Source organism: Ereboglobus sp. PH5-10, assembly GCF_029504735.1.
GTDB lineage: Bacteria > Verrucomicrobiota > Verrucomicrobiia > Opitutales > Opitutaceae > Ereboglobus.
In genome coordinates this window covers 145,661-164,640 of sequence record NZ_JAQFIP010000005.1, presented here as the reverse complement: position 1 = coordinate 164,640, position 18,980 = coordinate 145,661, and the positions used below count along the sequence as shown (strand labels likewise).

13 protein-coding genes are annotated in these 18,980 nt (G+C 60.0%); 11 read left to right on the top strand and 2 right to left on the bottom strand.

Annotated features, from left to right (window positions below; genetic code table 11):
* Window positions 1–117: 117 nt before the first annotated feature.
* Window positions 118–2,028 carry a S9 family peptidase gene (locus M2447_RS06135; RefSeq protein ID WP_277557839.1) on the top strand — a complete coding sequence of 637 codons (1,911 nt, stop codon included), beginning with the start codon at window positions 118–120 and terminating at the stop codon, window positions 2,026–2,028.
* 67 nt (window positions 2,029–2,095) lie between these two features.
* Here M2447_RS06135 and M2447_RS06130 read toward each other — a convergent pair whose 3' ends face one another.
* Entirely contained in the window at window positions 2,096–2,575 is a 480-nt protein-coding gene (locus M2447_RS06130; RefSeq protein WP_277508858.1) for a hypothetical protein, read from the bottom strand.
* A 60-nt stretch (window positions 2,576–2,635) separates the two neighbouring features.
* The gene (locus M2447_RS06125) at window positions 2,636–4,141 is read right to left on the bottom strand and encodes a Gfo/Idh/MocA family oxidoreductase (RefSeq protein ID WP_277557838.1); all 1,506 of its coding nucleotides are present in this window, start codon (window positions 4,139–4,141) and stop codon (window positions 2,636–2,638) included.
* A 396-nt stretch (window positions 4,142–4,537) separates the two neighbouring features.
* Here M2447_RS06125 and M2447_RS06120 point away from each other — a divergent pair, with 396 nt between their 5' ends.
* The 10 genes from M2447_RS06120 (at window position 4,538) to M2447_RS06075 (ending at window position 18,910) form a co-directional block, all read left to right on the top strand.
* Window positions 4,538–5,704, top strand: a complete 1,167-nt coding sequence (locus tag M2447_RS06120; RefSeq protein ID WP_277557837.1) for an aldose epimerase family protein — start codon at window positions 4,538–4,540, stop codon at window positions 5,702–5,704.
* Window positions 5,705–5,903: 199 nt separating this feature from the next.
* Entirely contained in the window at window positions 5,904–9,245 is a 3,342-nt protein-coding gene (locus M2447_RS06115; protein WP_277557836.1) for a family 78 glycoside hydrolase catalytic domain, read from the top strand.
* A 134-nt stretch (window positions 9,246–9,379) separates the two neighbouring features.
* Window positions 9,380–10,306: an endonuclease/exonuclease/phosphatase family protein gene (locus tag M2447_RS06110; protein WP_277557835.1), complete on the top strand. Its 927-nt coding sequence runs from the start codon at window positions 9,380–9,382 to the stop codon at window positions 10,304–10,306.
* A gap of 134 nt (window positions 10,307–10,440) precedes the next feature.
* Window positions 10,441–11,364 carry an endonuclease/exonuclease/phosphatase family protein gene (locus M2447_RS06105; protein WP_277557834.1) on the top strand — a complete coding sequence of 308 codons (924 nt, stop codon included), beginning with the start codon at window positions 10,441–10,443 and terminating at the stop codon, window positions 11,362–11,364.
* Window positions 11,365–11,497: 133 nt separating this feature from the next.
* Window positions 11,498–12,418, top strand: a complete 921-nt coding sequence (locus tag M2447_RS06100) for an endonuclease/exonuclease/phosphatase family protein (RefSeq protein WP_277557833.1) — start codon at window positions 11,498–11,500, stop codon at window positions 12,416–12,418.
* Window positions 12,419–12,553: 135 nt separating this feature from the next.
* The gene (locus tag M2447_RS06095; protein WP_277557832.1) at window positions 12,554–13,474 is read left to right on the top strand and encodes an endonuclease/exonuclease/phosphatase family protein; all 921 of its coding nucleotides are present in this window, start codon (window positions 12,554–12,556) and stop codon (window positions 13,472–13,474) included.
* Between the two features lie 134 nt (window positions 13,475–13,608).
* Entirely contained in the window at window positions 13,609–14,538 is a 930-nt protein-coding gene (locus tag M2447_RS06090; protein ID WP_277557831.1) for an endonuclease/exonuclease/phosphatase family protein, read from the top strand.
* 63 nt (window positions 14,539–14,601) lie between these two features.
* Window positions 14,602–15,657, top strand: coding sequence for a metallophosphoesterase (locus tag M2447_RS06085; RefSeq protein ID WP_277557830.1), 1,056 nt, complete (start codon window positions 14,602–14,604; stop codon window positions 15,655–15,657).
* 204 nt (window positions 15,658–15,861) lie between these two features.
* Entirely contained in the window at window positions 15,862–17,412 is a 1,551-nt protein-coding gene (locus tag M2447_RS06080; protein ID WP_277508848.1) for an arylsulfatase, read from the top strand.
* Between the two features lie 28 nt (window positions 17,413–17,440).
* Window positions 17,441–18,910, top strand: coding sequence for a sulfatase-like hydrolase/transferase (locus tag M2447_RS06075; RefSeq protein WP_277557829.1), 1,470 nt, complete (start codon window positions 17,441–17,443; stop codon window positions 18,908–18,910).
* Window positions 18,911–18,980: the final 70 nt, after the last annotated feature.

Genomic DNA, 18,980 nt, shown 5'->3' with positions numbered 1-18,980 from the left:
CCGGTTTTTATTTTTTGATTTAATATTAAAAACGCAGATGCTTGGGGAGACGTTTTTCCTTTGGCATTTGCGTTTTTTGCGTTTTAAAACAAACCCACACCAAAAATATTACTCACGATGCATCCTAAACGACTCCTTGTTTTCTTAACCGCCCTGTTTACTGCCACAGCGCTTTGCGCGGAAATCCCGCTCGACGACTTTTTGAAGGAGCCTGATTTTAGCGAAATCAGAATATCCCCTGACGGAAGCAAGGTTGCCGTGACGGCGCGATGGAAGGAAAAACTCGCGCTGTCGGTTATCGACCTGAAAACCAAGGAGCGAAAAATCCTCACCGCTCCGCCGACCATGGATGTCGTCAATGTTCGATGGGTGGGAAACAACCGGCTGATTTTCACCGGAGTTGAGGAGATAATATGGGGAGGAAAGAGTGCGAACGGCGGGTTGTTTGCAATCGATGCTGATGGCAAAAATCCCACAGTGCTTAATGAAAGCGCGACCCAAAAAGGAAAAAAGGGCGGGGGATATCGCGGGGTTAATTTTCTTAGTTATTACGGGGATTCCACGGATGAGATATTGGTTCGCAGCAACCAGCGTCGCGCGCTTGAGCCGGATGTTTATCGCATGAATGTCCGCACAGGAATCAAAAGGGTGGTCGCCACCAATCCCGGCGGGGTCCAATACTGGGTGGCGGATCACAAGGGTGCGGTGCGCGCGGCTTTTGGACAAAAAGGGCTCGAGCGCTTCTTCCTCTATCGCGACACGGCAAATGGCAAGTGGCGTGAAATCAAACGCTGGAAAGTCACCGAGGGCGGAATTCATCCACTGGCTTTCGACCAGGACAACAGGATGCTTTACGTGAGCAGCAATGTGGGCCGCGACACGGCATCCATCCGGCTTTTCGACCCTGAAAAGGGTGTCGATGTGAAAGAGCTGTTCGCGAGCGACACCTATGATGTTGAGGATGTCGTGCTCGCCCGTGATGATCACCGGCTTCTGGGTTATGCATATGATGGGGCTCGCCCCACATGGGTGTGGGAGGACAAGCGGCTGAAGGCGCTTCAATCGCTGCTCAACCAAGAATTGCCGGATACGGTCAACTATTTTTCGAGCATGAGCACGGACGGCGCGTGGACGATTGTCCGGGCGTTCAGCGATCGCGATCCGGGCACCTATTATCTTTTTAACACCAAGGAACTGACGATGGAAAAAGTCTTCAGTCCCCGGGAATGGATTAATCCGAAACAAATGTCCGAGGTGCGCCCGATTTCATACACGGCGCGCGATGGCATGACAATCCACGGCTACCTGACGCTTCCCGCGGGGAAGGAACCTCGCAACCTGCCGCTCATTGTCAATCCGCACGGCGGTCCGTGGGCGCGCGACAGTTGGGGGTTCAATTATGAGATTCAGTTCCTTGCCAGCCGCGGTTATGCCGTGCTTCAGATGAACTTCCGCGGTTCCACCGGTTACGGTGGCAAACTGTTGGAGGCCGGTTACGGCCAGTGGGGTCTCGCCATGCAGGACGACATCACTGATGGCGTGAAATGGGTGATAGACCAAGGCTACGCCGATCCCAAGCGCATTGCGATTTATGGCGCGAGTTATGGCGGCTTTGCAACAATGGCCGGGCTGACGTTCACTCCCGAGCTGTATTGCTGCGGCATAAATTATGTCGGGGTTACCGACATTGCGTTATTGTTGAAAACGATACCCAAGCATTGGGAGCCGGCTCGCGAGGAGCTGGAACTCAAGGCGGGAGACATCTTGAAGGATCGCGAGCGTCTCAAGGCGACCTCTCCGCTGGAGCATGCCGACAAAGTTCGCGTGCCCGTGTTTTTCGCCTACGGCGAGCTCGACGAGCGTGTTGATGTCAAGCACGCCACTCGATTTGTCTCCAAATTGCGCTCCCGCGGGATTCCCGTGGAGCTGATGCTAAAAAACAACGAGGGGCATGGCTTTGTGCTCCAGGAAAACAACCGCGATTATTATACGACCTTGGAGCGATTCCTGGCGAAATATATGAAGTAGTTTTCCGAATAATTGGTTCAAAAAAGACGCGAAAATGTTTTCGCGTCTTTTTTATATAATTAGCTTTTTAATAGGATACGGTTACCAAATAAAAGGTTCCGCCAGCCGAGGCCGTCGGGCCGACTGTGTCCTGTTGCTTGGCTATGACAAGCGCTTCGCGTGGTGGAATCTTGGTTTCGTAAAAATAAACATGTATCTCTCCGGCGCCCCTTACCCTGCCTCCCACTGTAACCGGGGTGAGGCGGATTTCCTTGGCAAATTCCAGCGCCCGTTCATTGCGTGAATCATCGGGAAAGGATTTTACAATACGCGGATTTGGAATGGTTCTGTTGTCCGCTATAATCCCTCTCATTACAACGAAGCCGTCATATTGCATGTCCTTGATTCTATTCCATTGCGCGCCGCCGTAGAACATTTGTATCAGGTCGTTGGGAGCCTTGGGGTTGGTCGCCAGCGTGACGGGCGTGGGTTTGGATGACGAACTTTGGCATCCGGCCAGCGCAAAGAGGACGGATGAAATTAACAGGGCATTGATAGTGTTTCGCATGTTTTTTTATAAATGTTTTTTTGTTTTCCCGCGACAAGCCTCGTTTTTCGGGAGTTTGCCTCACAGTTTATAATACTGCTCCCAGTCCTTGCGCGGGGGGGCGCCGAGGAGGAGTTCGTTGGCGGCTTTGCTGTTGGTGAATTGTTTCGCGCCGCGGTCGAACTTGAGCCTGGTGTTAAGGCGTTGCGCGATCACGCCCATGCCCATCATCTGGCAAAGCGGGCCGGCCACGGCAAACGACGAGCGACACTTCTCGCGCCCTTTGCAGGCGAGCAGGAAGTTGGCGAAGTGGTTCGACGGGCTCCGCGGCACCTCGGGCAGGTGCGAGGCCATGTCGGCAGCCTTTGACTCGGGGATGATTTTTAACGTCGAACTGTGCGAGCCGCCCTTGAAGGTGAGGCCTTCGCCGTAGAGGATTTTTCCGGGAGGAAGTTTTTTGGTTTCAATCGAGCCGGTCGAGGGCGGCGGGATGTCGGTGCCGCCAACGGGGTCGCCCATGTCGGCGGGGAGCGCGGGAATGTTTTTGACGCCGTCATACCAAGTGAGTTCGAGCGGGGGCATGGCGCCGCGTTTCGGGAAGCGGAAGGCGAGCGTGGAGGCTTGCGGGAATACGAAATGATTGTGTCCCTCGAGCATCACCGGATCGACTTCCTCGGGGAGGCCAAGGTCGAGGAATTCGTGCGCGGTGTCGAAGATGTGCGCGCCCCAGTCGCCGAGCGCGCCGTTGCCAAAGTCATACCATGAGCGCCATTCGCCGTTCATGTAGCCGTTGTTGTATTTGTGCGCTTGCGCGGTGGCGAGCCAGCCGTCCCAGTCGAGTGTGTCGGGGACGGGTTGTTCGGGGAGGTAATCGGTGAGTTTGCTGTAGGCGAATTTTGGAGTGTCGTGCCAGCGGCGTCCGCTGTTCATGTAGGCGGTGATGCGGGTGACGTTTTTGATAATGCCGGCCCCGGTCCATGCCTTGAACTGAAAATAATTCGCGTCGGAATGGCCCTGGTTGCCCATTTGCGCGGCGACATTGTATTTCTTTTCGGCGGCCATGAGCAGTTCGATCTGGCGGAAGCTGTGCGCCATGGGTTTCTCGACATAGACGTGCTTGCCGAGCGACATGGCGAGGATGGTGATGGGGAAGTGCGAGAAGTCGGGCGTGCCGACGCAGACGGCTTCGATTTGTTTGCCCATTTTGTCGAACATTTGCCTGAAGTCCTGAAAACGCGGCACGTCGGGAAATTGTTTCAAGATGGACTCGGTGTGCGGTGCGCCCATGTCGGTGTCACAAAAGGCGACGATGTTGGCGAGGCCGGTTTTGTGAAAAGCCCTGATGATTTGGGCGCCGCGGTTGCCGATGCCCACGCAGGCGAGGTTCACTTTTTCACCGGTGTATTTGCGCGAGGTTTTTTTGCCGTCCTTGGGTTTGCCTTTTCCTCCGGAGCCTTTCGCCGCGAGAATGACGCCGGGAGCGATGGCGGAGACGGCTCCGGCGGCGAGGATGCCCTTGAGAAAGGCGCGGCGGGGCAGGCTGGCGGAGGCGAGTTCAGGGAGACGGATGGGGTTTTGATTATTCATGAGGTTTTTTGGCATGTCGTGGGTGTGCTGTATTTGGGAGAATGTTTTGGGAAAGCCTCCGTGCCGCGAGCGCGCGGGTCACATGCGTAAGATTTTTTGGCGTCGCGTTGAAGCTAAACGCGATCACAGCTAGCGGGATTGCCGATGAATGGGAAGCGGTTATTGAGGGCATCCTTTTTGCTGATGCGTGTGGGATTGACGGACGTGGGGCGGGGCAGGGCGGGGGACAACGCCGCTTTTATCAAGAATGCACCGCGGACGTGGGACGCGTCGAAATTGAATAATTATCACGCTCGCCACTTTGCGTTTCCTCTGCAAAAAATCGCGCTTCGCGTCAGAAAATGTTTTTTAGGCAGCTCCCCCTTTTACTCTAAATCACGCATAAAACCCAAACTCATGAAACACACACTCGTTATCGCAAGCCTGCTGCTTGCCTCCCTCATGCTCGGCGTCACCGCCTGCTCCAAGCGCAACGAAACCAGCGCGCCCACCAAATCCGGCTTGCACCGCGAGCGCTTCCAAAAAGTCATCGACGGAAAACAGTCCGACTTGTTCGTCCTGACCAACGCCAAGGGCGTTGAAATCTGCGTCACCAGCTACGGCGCGCGCGTCGTCTCCTGGCTCGTGCCCGGCCGCGACGGCAAGATGGAGGACATCGTGCTCGGCTACGACAACGTCCAGGGTTACATCGACTCCAACGAGCCGTATTTCGGCGCCGCCATCGGACGCTTCGGCAACCGCATCGCCAAGGGCAAGTTCACGCTCGACGGCAAGGACTACACCGTTCCCATCAACAACGAGCCCAACGCCCTCCACGGCGGCACCAAGGGTTTTCAAGCCGTCGTTTGGAACACCCGCCAGCCCGATTCGCGCACGCTCGAGTTCAACCTCCTCTCCCCCGACGGCGACCAGGGCTTCCCCGGCAACCTCGACGTAAAAATGGTCTACACGCTCACCGACGACAATGAGCTCAAAATCACCTACGAGGCCATGACCGACAAACCCACCGTCCTCAACCTCACGCACCACTCCTTCTTCAATCTCCTCGGCGCGGGCAACGGCAGCATCAACGACCACCTGCTCACCCTCAACGCCAGTCGCTACACACCCGTGAGCGACGTCCTCATCCCCACCGGGCAGATCGCGTCCGTCGATGGCACGCCGATGGATTTCCGCAAGCCCACGGTCGTCGGCTCGCGCCTGGACCAGGATTTCGAGCAGCTTAAAAACGGCGCCGGTTACGATCACAACTGGGTGCTCGACCGTCCCGCCACCGACGCGGGCACCGGCAAGCTCTTCCTCGCCGCGCGCGTCGTCGAGCCCCGCAGCGGTCGCGTGCTCGAAGTGCGCACCGACCAGCCCGGCATCCAGTTCTACGGCGGCAATTTCCTCAACGACACCTTCAAGGGCAAGCAGGGCAAAACCTACGGACACCGCAGCGCCATCGTCCTCGAAACGCAGCGCTTCCCGGACAGCCCCAACCAGCCCGCGTTTCCCTCCACCGTGCTCCGCCCCGGCGAAACCTACCGCCACATTTGCATCTACAAAACCCTCGTCGAGTGACGCCGGCGCCGCCAACTCACCGCCCGTAGGGGCGTCGCTTGCGACGCCCTTGCCCTGGCAGGTGGGATTTTGAAAAACCGGGCGCCGCCAACTCACCGCCCCTACGGCGCAAAACCCCAAGGAACACCAATTCTCGGCACCCCCTTCCCCAAAAAAACAACGATTCAACAACCCAACCCAAACCCGAAACAACGCTTCAATGAAACTCCGCACCCTCATACGGACCGCCATGCTTGCCGGTCTTTCCGTTCTCACCCTCGCCGCCTCCGCCGGCACCATCCGACCGACCGAGCCGCGATGCGAGCATCGCGACAACCCGCTCGGCCTTCGCGAAGTCTGGCCGCGCCTCACCTGGCGGCTTGAGGCCGTCAACGCCGCCGACCGCGGCCTCGTGCAAAGCGCGTGGCGGGTGCTCGTCGCCTCCACGCCCGAAAAACTCGCCGCGAACGAGGGCGACGTGTGGGATTCCGGCCGTATCCAAAACACGGATACGCGCGCGGTTTTCGCCGGGCGCAAACTCGACGCCCTCCAGCAGGTCTGGTGGAAGGTGCGCGTGTGGGACGGCGCCGGCGAGCCCTCCGACTGGAGCGCGCCCGCCACCTGGTCGCGCGGCCTTGAGGAAACCGTCAACCTCAAGGACTGGCCCGGCGACTGGATCGGCCTCGACCCGAGCGACGCGCAGCGCACCGAAAACCTCACCGACGACCAGCGCCACCGCGCGCGCACGCGCCAGTTGAAGTGGGTAAAGGCCGTGATGAGCGGCATCAAAAAACGTCCCACGCCCGCGTTCGACGCCAAGGTCGTCGCGCCGCCCACCGACACCGAAATGCCCGCCGACAAACCGCTCACCGCATGGTTCTCGAAAACCTTCCGCGTGGAGAGCAAGGCAGCGATTGACCGCGCCGCCATTTGGGTCGTGCCCGACATGGAGTGCGAAATCTGGTTCAACGGCAAACGCATCGGCACGTCCGCGCGCTGGGAAATTACAAAGCAAATCGATCTCACGCCCCATCTCCGCGAGGGCGAGAATCGCGCCATGTTGCGCGTCACGCAAAACGACGGCTACGCGCCCGCCGTCACCGGCGAGATCGAACTTTTCCCCTCCACCATTAACACCGCCACGAAGCGCGTGCCCATCGACGCGAGCTGGCTCGCCGTCGAGTCCGACGCGAAAACGCCCGACGCGCCCGCGCTCGCCGCCGCCGGCGCCTGGAAAAAACCGAAGGCCGATTCGCGCCCCACTTGGAGCACGCCCGAAAACGTCACGCACTACTACGCGCCCGTCGCGATGCTTCGCAAAAAGTTTTCCGTCAAGAAACCCGTCAAGCGCGCCACGCTCGTCGCCACCGCCACCGGCCTTTACGAAGTCGAGATCAACGGCGCGCGCGTCGGCAACGACTTCTTCGCGCCCGGCTGCACCGAATACCGCCGCCGCGTCCACACGCAGACCTACGATGTCACCGCGCAAGTCAACGGCGGCGCAAACGCCATCGGCATCACGCTCGCCGACGGCTGGTTCGCCGGCATCATGGGCTTCGGCGGCAAGCGCCATGTTTACAACGGTTACCCGCGCGCCCGCGCGCTGCTCGTGATCGAGCACGACGACGGCACCGTCACGCGCGTCCCCACCGACCGCTCGTGGAAGGCCGCGTTCGGCCCCATTCGCTACGCCGACCTCATGCAGGGTTGCGGCTACGACGCGCGCCTCGAAATCCCCGGCTGGTCGCGCGCCGATTTCAACGACTCGAAGTGGACGCGCGCCGCCTCGGGCCGCCGTTCGATTCCCGACGAGTCCGCCTACACGCTTGCGCAAACCGTGGTCGAGGGCGCGACGCTCGACGGCGTGCGCATCACCGAGACGCTTCCCGCGCGCACCGTGCGCGAGGTCGAGCCCGGCGTGTGGCTGGTTGACTTCGGGCAAAACTTTGTCGGCTGGGCGCGCCTGAAAACACGCGGCGCCGCCGGCACGCACGTTGTTTTCCGCCACGGCGAAATCCTCAACCCCAACGGCTCCATCCACACGTCCAACCTGCGCGGCGCGTCCGGTGTCGATGAGTTCTGGATGCGCGACGGCGAGCAAACGCTCGAGCCGCGTTTCACGTTCCACGGATTCCGCTACCTCGAAGTGCGCGGCCTCGCGCAAGCGCCGTCCGCGGCCGATTTCACCGGCGTTGTTGTCCACAGCCCAATGAAACGCACGGGCTGGTTCGAAAGTTCCGACCCGGCGTTGAACCAGCTTTTCTCCAACATCATCTGGGGACAGCGCGGCAACTACCTCGAAATCCCGACCGACTGCCCGCAGCGCGACGAGCGCCTCGGCTGGAGCGGCGACACGCAATTCTTCGCCCGCACCGCCTCCTACAATTACGACACGCGCGCGTTTCTCGAACGCTGGATCGAGGCCATCTGCGACTCGCAAAATGCCGAGGGCGTTTTCCCCGGCGTCGCGCCGAACTTCCCCGGCTACCATGTGCGCCCCTCGACGGCGTGGGGCGACGCCTCGATCATCGTCACGCACGTGCTCTGGCAGCAATACGGCGAGACGCGCCAGATCGAGCGCCACTTCGACGCGCTCGCGCGCTACATCGGCTGGCTGGAGCGCCGCGCGCGCGACGGCATCGTGTTTGTCGGCGGCTACGGCGACTGGCTTCACAAGGGCGGCACCGCCAAGACCGAGGTCATGGACACCGCCTACTACGCGTATCTGTGCGACCTCATGTCGCAGATGGCGGAGGCGATTGGCCGCACCACCGACGCCGCCCGCTACAAGGCCCTGCGCAACGAAGTGCGCGCCGCCTTCGAGCGCGAGTTCCTGCTCGCCGACGGCTCCATTCTCGAAAGCAGCCAGACCGGCTACGCGCTCGCGTTCACGATGGACCTCGTGCCGCCGAAACTTCGCAAAAAGACGGCGGAAAAATTCAACGACTCGATCAAGGCGTTCGACTGGCACCTCGCCACCGGCTTCATCGGCACGCCGCGCCTCATGCCCGGATTGTTCGAGGCCGGGCTCAACGAAACCGCGTGGCGTGTGCTCATGCAGGACACCTACCCGTCGTGGCTCTACCAAGTGAAACTCGGCGCGACCACCATGTGGGAACGCTGGGACGGCTGGACGCCCAACGAAGGTTTCCAGGCGGTCACGATGAACTCGTTCAACCACTACGCGTTCGGCGCGGTCGGCGAATCGCTCTACCGCCACGTCGCCGGCATCGAAACCGCCACGCCCGGCTTCCGCGACATCGTGATTCGTCCCATCCCCGGCGGCGGACTCACGCACGCGCGCGCCGCCTACGAGGCCGCGACCGGCCGCATCGAAAGCGGCTGGAAAGTTTTGCCCGGCGGCGGGCTCGCGCTCGACGTGACGATTCCCGTCGGCTCGCGCGCAAAAATCCACCTACCCGCCAAGGCCGCGACCGCCGTCACCGAAAGCGGACGTCCCCTCGCATCCGCCCCCGGCGTGCGCGTGATCGCCTCCGAAACCCCGGGCGAGGTTGTCTGCGAAACCGGCTCCGGCGTGTATCGCTTCGAAGTGCGCCCGTGAGCGCGGCTCCCGTGGGGGCGCACCTTGCGTGCGCCCTCGCGCCCGCCCGCTTTGTGGATACCTTCGCCAATATCCACGCCAACAGTCTTTCGTAAATCAGGGCGCACGCAAGGTGCGCCCCCACAAAAACACCCATGAAAAAACTCCCCCCCAGTCGCATCCTTGCGTTTTTTCTCTGCGCGCTCGCGGCGAACCTCGCTTTCGCGGCGAACACATCCGACTCAGACATCCCGCAACGCAAGCGCCAGTCGCCGGAAGTCGTTCGCGTTCTTTCCGCAAACATCCGCTTCCCCCTTGCCGCCGACAACGGCACCGGCAACGAGTGGCAACTGCGCAAGGAACTCGCCCGCGACGTGCTCCTCGCGCAGGACGCCGACATCATTTGCTTCCAGGAATTTCGCAAACAGCACCATGAGTTTCTCAAGGATTATTTCCCCGGCCACGACCACGCCGGCTTTGTGGACGGACCCGACGAGCGGAAGGCCAACATGGTTTTCTACTCCAAAAAACGCTTCGAAAAAATTGCCATTGACGGCGTGTTTCTCTCGCCGACGCCCGATGTGTATCGCTCCAAGTTCGAGGAGTCCGCCAGCGTGCGCAACGTCACCCGCCTGCACCTCCGCGACCGCAAGACCGGACGCGAGCTGATGATTTGGAACACGCATTTCGACCACAAATATCAAGCCGGTCGCGACAAGCAGGCCGCCGCACTCGTCGAGCAAATTAAAAAACACCCCGCCGATATTCCCCAAATCATCACCGGCGATTTTAACTGCCCCGCCAAAACCCAGGCCATCAAAACCATCAAGGCCGGCGGCTTCATCGACACTTACACGGCGCTCCACGGCTCCGCCGATCCCGGCTACACCTACCACAACTTCAAGGGTCACAATTACGGCAAGACTCACGGCAAAATCGACTTCGTGTTTTGCAACGACGCGCTCCGCCCGACTGTCACCGAAATCATCCGCGACAACCGCACCGTTGACGGCGTCCGCCGCTACCCCAGCGACCACTATTTCATCTCCGCCGAATTTGAATACGCGAAAACCAAAAAATGAAACGCGCACAAACAACTGACACCGTAGGGGCGCACCTCGCGTGCGCCCTCGCGCCCGCCCGCTTTGTGATTACTCGCGCCAACAGTCTTTCGTAAACGAGGGCGCACGCAAGGTGCGCCCCTACAAACACACCCATGAAATCCACCCAACGCATCCTCCTCCCAATCCTGTCGCTCGCACTCACGGCCAACTTCGCCTTCGCGGCGGCGCCCGGCTCCGACATCCCGCAACGCAAACGCCAGTCGCCCGAAGCCGTCCGTGTCGTCTCGGCAAACATCCGCTACCTCGCCAAGGCCGACATCGCCACCGGCGACAATTGGGACAAGCGCAAGGAATTCGCGCGCGACGTGCTCCGCGCGCAAGACGCCGACATCATCTGCTTCCAGGAATTCAACAATCCGCATTACGATTATCTCAAGGGCCAGTTTCCCGACTACGAGGCGTTCGGCTTTGTTGAGCGAAAGGAGGACGGACGAAAACTGAACACGGTTTTCTATTCCAAAAAACGCTTCGAAACAATCGCGGCTGACGGCGCGTTTCTTTCCGCGACGCCCGATGTTTACCGCTCCAAATTCGAGGAGTCCTCCCAAGTGCGCATCGTCACCCGCCTGCACCTCCGCGACCGCGCGACCGGACGCGAGCTGATGATCTGGAACACCCACTTCGACCACCGCAGCAGCCCCGCCCGCACCAAGCAGGCCGCCGTGCTCGTCGAGCTGGCAAAAAAACATTCCCCGAACATCGGCCACATCATCACCGGCGACCTCAATTGCACCCAGAAAACCGAGGCGATCAAAACCATCAAGGCGGGCGGTTTCATCGACACTTACACCGCGCTTCACGGCCCCGCCGACCCCGGCTACACCTTCCACGGTTTCAAGGGACACAGTTACGGCAAGACTCACGGCAAAATCGACTTCGTGTTTTGCAACGACACGCTCCGCCCGACAGTCGCTGAAATCATCAAGGACAGCCGCGTCATCGACGGCGTCCGCCGCTATCCGAGCGACCACTATTTTGTCTCCGCCGAATTCGAATACGCGAAACCCAAAAAATGAACTTCGCACAAACAACTGTCCCCGTAGGGGCGTCGCTTGCGACGCCCTCGCGCCCGCCCGCTTTGTGATTACCCGTGCCAACAGTCTTTCGTAAACGAGGGCGCACGCAAGGTGCGCCCCCACAAAAACACCCATGAAATCCACCCAACGCATCCTCCTCCCAATCCTGTCGCTCGCGCTCGCGGCCAACTTCGCATTTGCGGCGGCGCCCGACTCCGACATCCCCCAACGCAAACGCCAGTCGCCCGAGGCCGTTCGCGTCGTCTCGGCAAACATCCGCATGCCCATCGCCGTTGACAAAAAAAGCGGCAACGACTGGGACAAGCGCAAGGAACTCCTTCGCGACGTGCTTCTCGCGCAGGACGCCGACATCATTTGTTTCCAGGAATTTCACCCGGGCTATTTCGACGAACTCAAAAAATCCTTCCCCGATTATCACGCCTACGGGTTTGTGGACACCGACGAGGGGCGGAAAGTCAACACGGTCTTTTATTCCGCCAAGCGCTTTGAAAAAATCTCGGAGGGCGGCGCGTTTCTTTCGCCGACGCCCGATGTTTACCGCTCCAAGGTCCCCGAGTCCTCGCATGTGCGCCACTTCGTCCGCATCCATCTCAAGGACCGCCTGACCGGGCGCGAACTGCTGCTCTGGAATACGCACTTCGACCACAAAAGCCAGGTCGCGCGCGACAAGCAGTCCGTCGTGCTCGTCGATTTCCTGAAAAAACAGCCCGCCGGCATTCCGCAAATTGTCGCCGGCGATCTCAACTGCCCCGCCGAAACCGAGGCCATTAAAACCATCAAGGCCGCAGGATTCACCGACAGCCACACCGCCATCCACGGCCCCGGCGAGCCCGGCTACACCTATCACGGTTTCAAGGGCCTCGATTACGGCAGACCCAGGGGCAAAATCGACTTCGTGTTTTGCAACGACGCGCTCCGCCCCGCCGCCGCCGAAATCATCAAGGACAGCCGCTCCATCGACGGCGTCCGCCGCTACCCGAGCGACCACTATTTCCTCTCCGCGGAATTTGAATACGCGAAAACCAAAAAATGAAACGCGCACAAACATCTGACACCGTAGGGGCGCACCTCGCGTGCGCCCTCGCACCCGCCCGCTTTGTGGATATTCACGCCAACAGTCTTTCGTAAACGAGGCCGCACGCAAGGTGCGCCCCTACAAAAAACGCCCATGAAATCCACCCAACGCATCTTCCTCCCAATCCTGTCACTCGCGCTCGCGGCCAACCTCGCCTTCGCGGTGGCGCCCGACTCCGACATCCCCCAGCGCAAACGCCAGTCACCCACCGCCGTCCGCGTCGTCTCGGCAAACATCCGCTTTCCCGCGGCCGCGGACGCGGAGACCGGCAACGACTGGGACAGGCGGAAAAAATTCGCGCGCGACGTGCTCCTCGCGCAGGACGCCGACGTCATTTGCTTCCAGGAGTTTCGCAAGGATCACCTTCAATATCTCAAAAAATACTTTCGCGATTACGAGGTGTTCGGCCTTGTCGACACCGATGAGGGGGAGAAATCCAACACGATTTTCTTTTCAAAAAAACGCTTCGAAAAAGTAAGCCATGCCGGCGCGTTCCTCTCCCCGACACCCGGCGTTTACCGTTCGCATTTCGAGGAGTCTGTGAGCGTGCGCCATGTGGCGGGGCTGCATCTCAAGGATCGCCTGACCGGCGAGCAGATTCTGGTGTGGAACACGCACCTCGATCACAAAAGCCAGGTCGCGCGCGACAAGCAGGCCGGCGTGTTGATGACCCTGATAAAACAAGCTCCGCCGAACATACCGCAAGTCATCACCGGGGATTTCAACTGCGCCGCCAGGACCAAGGCGATCAAGACAATCCTCGCCAGCGGTTTTGTTGACAGCTACGCGGTGCTTCACGGTCCCGCCGATCCGGGCAACACCTTCCATTCCTTCAGGGGCGCCGATTACGGGAACCGCACGGGGAAGATTGATTTCGTCTTTTCCAACGCGCCGCTTCGCCCGGTCGCCACCGAAATCATCAAGGACAGCCACATCGTCAAAGGCGTCCGCCGTTACCCGAGCGACCACTACTTCATCTCCGCCGAATTTGAATACGTGAAAACCAAAAAATGAAACGCGCACAAACATCTGACGCCGTAGGGGCGCACCTCGCGTGCGCCCTCGCGCCCGCCCGCGTTGTGACTACCCGCGCCAACAGTCTTTCGTAAACGAGGGCGCACGCAAGGTGCGCCCCTACAAAAACGCCCATGAAATCCCTCCAACGCATCCTCCTCCCAATCCTGTCACTCGCGCTCGCGGCCAACCTCGCCTTCGCGGCGGCGCCCGACTCCGACATCCCCCAGCGCAAGCGCCAGTCGCCCGAAGCCGTCCGCGTCGTCTCGGCAAACATCCGCTTCCTCGTCCCCGAGGACGACGGCACCGGCAACGAATGGGCCCACCGCAAGGAGCTCGCGCGCGACGTGCTTCTCGCTCAGGACGCGGACATCATCTGCTTCCAGGAATTTCGCAAGGCGCACCTCGACTTCCTCAAAAATTTTTTCCCCGATTACGGCGGAGCCGGTTTTGTTGACGGCGACGACGGCCAGATGGCCAACATGATTTTCTACTCCAAAAAACGCTTTGAAAAAATCGCGCACACCGGCGCGTTTCTTTCGCCGACACCCGAGGTTTACCTCTCCACATTTCCCAACGCACCGCGCACCGCGCGCCACTTCAACCGCCTTCACCTCAAAGACCGACTCACCGGACGCGAGCTGATGATTTGGAACACGCACTTTTCCGCCGGCGGCAAGCGCCAGCCCGCGCGCGACGCCCAAGCCGGAGTGCTCGCTGACTTCCTGAAAAAACAACCCGCCGCCATTCCGCAAATCGTGACAGGCGATTTTAACTGCACCGCCAAATACAACGCCTACAAGTCGATTAAATCCGCCGGATTCACCGACACCCACACGGCGCTTCACGGCCCCGCTGATCCCGGCTACACCTATCACAAATTTCTCGGCCACGCCTACGGCAAAACGAGCGGCAAGATCGATTTCATTTTCAGCAACGCCAGCCTCCGCCCGACCGTCACTGAAATCATAAAGGACAGCCGCGTCACCGACGGCGTCCGCCGCTACCCCAGCGACCACTATTTTCTCTCCGCCGAATTCGAATACGCCAAAAAGCGCCCGTAGTATTTACGCATCAACCAACACAAATCACACACAACACAAACACACCCACACACATCAAATACCATGAAACGCCTAACCTCCCTCCTCATCGCGCTCCTCGTGACATTCAGCCTTCAGCCCTTCAGCCTTTCAGCCTTTTCCTCCAACTACCGCTCGCCCGCCCCCGCCGGCGCGTGGACGCTTGCCGTGCTTCCCGACACGCAAGGTTACACCGACGGCTTTCCGGATGTGTTCACGTGCCAGACACGCTGGATCGCCGCCAACCGCGACGCGCGCAACATCAAGTTCGTCCTTCAAGCCGGCGACATCACCAACCGCAACACCCACCCGCAATGGCTCGCCGCGCGCCATTCGATGGATGTGCTCTTCAAGGCCAAGGTCCCCTTCGTGCTTGTGCCCGGCAACCACGACATCGGCGTTTGGGGGTCGTCAAAGAAGGTGCCCAACTACAAACGCGACACGCTCATGAACGGCTACTTCCTCTCCGCCGACTACAAGTATTCGGTCAAGCGCGGTTACTTCGAGCCCCACCACATGGAGAACACCTATCAAACCTTCAACACCCCGTGGGGCGACTTTCTCGTGCTGGCGCTTGAGTTTTTCCCGCGCAACGCCGTCATCGACTGGGCCAACACCATTGTTGAAAAATTTCCCGACCACAAAGTCATCCTCCTCACGCACGCCTACCTCTACCACGACGACAGCCGTTATGACCGCGCCACCGACAAGGCCGTCAAGCGCGTCGCCCCCGTCACCGGCTACGAAACCAACAAGCACCCCGACGGCTCCAACGACGGCGAGGACATGTGGAAAAAACTCGTCTCCAAGCACCCCAATTTCCTCTTCGTGATCAGCGGCCACGTCCTCGGCGACGGCACAGGCTACCTCGTGAGCAAGGGCGAGCACGGCAACGACGTGCACCAGATGATGGTCAACTACCAGCCCGGCATCGTTCCCGACCGCGGCTACGGCGGCGCCGGCTTCCTTCGCCTGCTCGAATTCCAGCCCGACGGAAAGACAATCAAAGTCGCCAGCTACTCCCCCTTCTTCGACCAATGGCTCGAGGACGCCGACCAGCAATACACCATCACCCTCCGCGAATCGATTGCGGTGAAATAATAACATCTCATCAAGGGTAGGGCGGCCTCGCCGAGGCCGCCGCGTTTATCCTCCGTAATCTTCGGCGCGGTCGGCGAGCGCGCCCTAGCTAACTCGAAGCAAACTCACTTCAAATCCTTTGCGCTTCTTGTGCCTCTTTGCGGCTATTCTTGTTAACCATTCTGTGAAACAAACCGCCGCCGCAAAATAACCATCCCAAATCCCATGAACAAAAAGAAACTCGCAACCGCCGCCGCGCTCTCCTTGTGCGCCGGCGCCTTGGCCGCGGGCGCGGCAAGTCCCCAAAAGCCGAACGTCATTTATATCTATTTCGACGACCTGGGATACGGCGAGCTGGGATGCTACGGGCAGGAAAAAATTCGCACGCCGAACATCGACCGGGTCGCCGCCGAGGGAATGCGTTTCACCCGTCACTACACGACATTCCCAGTGAGCGCGCCCGCCCGCTGCGGGTTGATGACGGGGCGGCATTCGGGGCACGCGCATGTCCGGGGCAACTACGAATTCGGCGGACACACCGACGATGAGGAAGGCGGCAACATGCCCCTGCCCGAGGGCTCGATGACCATCGCGCGCGTCATGAAGCAGGCCGGTTACGCCACTGCGGCGATTGGCAAGTGGGGCCTCGGATTCAGGAACACCAGCGGCGATCCGCTCCGCCACGGCTTCGATTATTTTTATGGTTATTACGACCAGAAGCAGGCCCAGAATCACTACCCGACGCATCTCTGGGAAAACGGAAACCGCGTGCCGCTCAAAAACAAACCCATCCGCCTGCACTCAAAATTCAACCTGCCCCCGAACGCGCCCGACTCCGATTTCGACGCCTTCACCGGCGAGGATTATTCGCTCGACCGGATGGTGGACAAAACCCTCGGCTACATAAAAGCCAACAAGGACCGCCCCTTTTTCCTCTACCTGCCCTACACGCCGCCGCACGTTTCGTTGCAGTGCAAAAAGGAGGCGATCGCCGAATACATCGGACAATTCCCGGAGGAGACGCCGTATCTGAAAGGCAACTACGTGCCCAGCAAACATCCGCTCTCCACTTACGCGGCGATGATCACCCACGCCGACAAACAAGTGGGCAAAATACTCGCGCTGTTGAAGGAGCTTGGCCTGGACGAAAACACAATCGTCATGATCAGCAGCGACAACGGCGCCACCGCGAACCAGGGCGGCGCGCAAACCGAATTCTTCGATTCCACCGGCGGCCTGCGCGGACGAAAACGCGACCTCTACGAAGGCGGCATTCGCATTCCCTTTATCGTGCGCTGGCCCGGCAAGGTTGCGAAAGGCTCCGTGTGCGACCTCGTCTCCGCGCAATACGACATGCTTGCCACGCTGGGCGAATTGACCGGCGCGCGGGGTGATTGGGAAACCGACGGGATTTCCATTTTGCCGACACTGCTCGGCGCGCGCGAAAAACAAACGCCGCGCGAATACCTCTACTTCGAGTTCACGGAAAAAACGGGGCAAATCGCCATCATCAAGGACGGGCGCTGGAAAGGCGTGAAAAGCAACATGCACGAAGGCCCCGGCACGTGGGAGATTTTCGACCTGCATCAGGATCGTGAAGAGCAAACCGACCTCTCCGCGCGCCATTCCGAAATGATAAACCGTTTCGAACAAATAATAACAAACGAGCACTGGCAGCCGACATTGCGCGAATGGGAGTTTATCAACCCCAAATTCCTCAACGTGCCGGCGCTGGCGCCCAAGCCCAAAAAGTCACAGTCAAAAACCCAAAAATAACAACCCGACCCAAAACAACAAAATGAACATGGCAAACCTCCCCAACTCGCCCGCCGCCGGCGTGGCGCTGTCCCTCTCGCTCGCGTGCGCCGCCGCGTCGCAGGCCTCCGCCGCGCCCCAGCAAACCCGCGCCGCCCCCCGACCAAACGTGATTGTGCTTCTCGCCGACGACATGCGCGCGGGAACCATTCGCGCGCTCGGGCACCCCGAGCTCATAACGCCCAACCTCGACGCACTCGCCGAGGCCGGCGTGGCGTTCACCCGCGCCTACAACATGGGCGGCCTGACCGGCGCGGTGTGCATGCCCAGCCGCGCCATGCTCATGACCGGCAGAACCATGTTCGGACTCGACGGCAACGGCCAGACAATCAACAAACAGCACACGCTGCTCGGCGAGGTTTTTGCCAAAAACGGCTACGCCACCCACGGCATCGGCAAGTGGCACAACGGCACCGCGTCCTTCAACCGCTCCTTCGCCGGCGGCGCCGAAATATTGTTCGGCGGCATGACCTACAACCAGTTTGAAATCCCCCTCGCGCACTACGACAAGACGGGCAAATACGACAAATTCGAATGGGCGCGGGATCGCAGGCAAGTTTGCGACCATGTTTACAGCAACCGTCACTCGGCCGAGATATTCGCCGACGCCGCGGTTGACTTTATAAAAAGCAACGAGGCCGCCAGCCGGCCGTTCTTCATGTATGTCGCGTTCACCACTCCGCACGACCCGAGGCAGGTGCCGCAAAAATACTACGCAATGTATGACGGCAAGGACGCGGCGAAACTCCCGAAAAACTTCCTGCCCGAGCACCCCTTCGACAACGGGCACATGACAGGCCGCGACGAACGCCTGCTCGGATGGCCGCGCGGCAAGCGCGCCGTGCGCGCCGAAATCCGCGACTATTACGCCACGATCAGCCACCTCGACGCGCAAGTGGGCCGCATTATTGAGGCCCTGAAAAAAAGCGGCCAGTATGAGAACACCATCATCGTGTTCTCCGCGGACAACGGCCTGGCCGTCGGGCAACACGGGCTGATGGGCAAGCAAAGCCTGTATGAGCACAGCATCGGAATCCCCATGATCTGGGCCGGCCCCGGCATCGCCAAAAACGCCAAAAGCGAGGCGCGCTGCTACCTCATGGACGTGTATCCGACCCTCTGTGAAAAACTCGGCTTCACGATTCCCTCCTCCGTGCAGACGGAAAGTTTTGCCAAGACCCTCGCGAATCCGGCGCGGGCGCACCGCGGCGGCATGTATTTCGCGTTTCGCCAGTTCCAGCGCGCGTATTCCGACGGGAAATACAAGCTGATCGAATACAACGTCAAAAACACACGCACAACGCAGCTCTTCGAAATCACCGCGGACCCGCTCGAAATGGAAAACCTCGCCGGCAAACCCGAATACGCCGGCAAGGTGAAAACCATGCGCGACCACCTGCTCGCCGCCCGTCCGGCGGGCGATGAAAAAATGGATTTCTGGAAAGGTTTCGCCTTTTGATTTTGGTAGGGCGAACCCTCCGGGTGAGCCGAGACAGTGAACGGCTCACCGGGACGGCTCGCCCTACCCA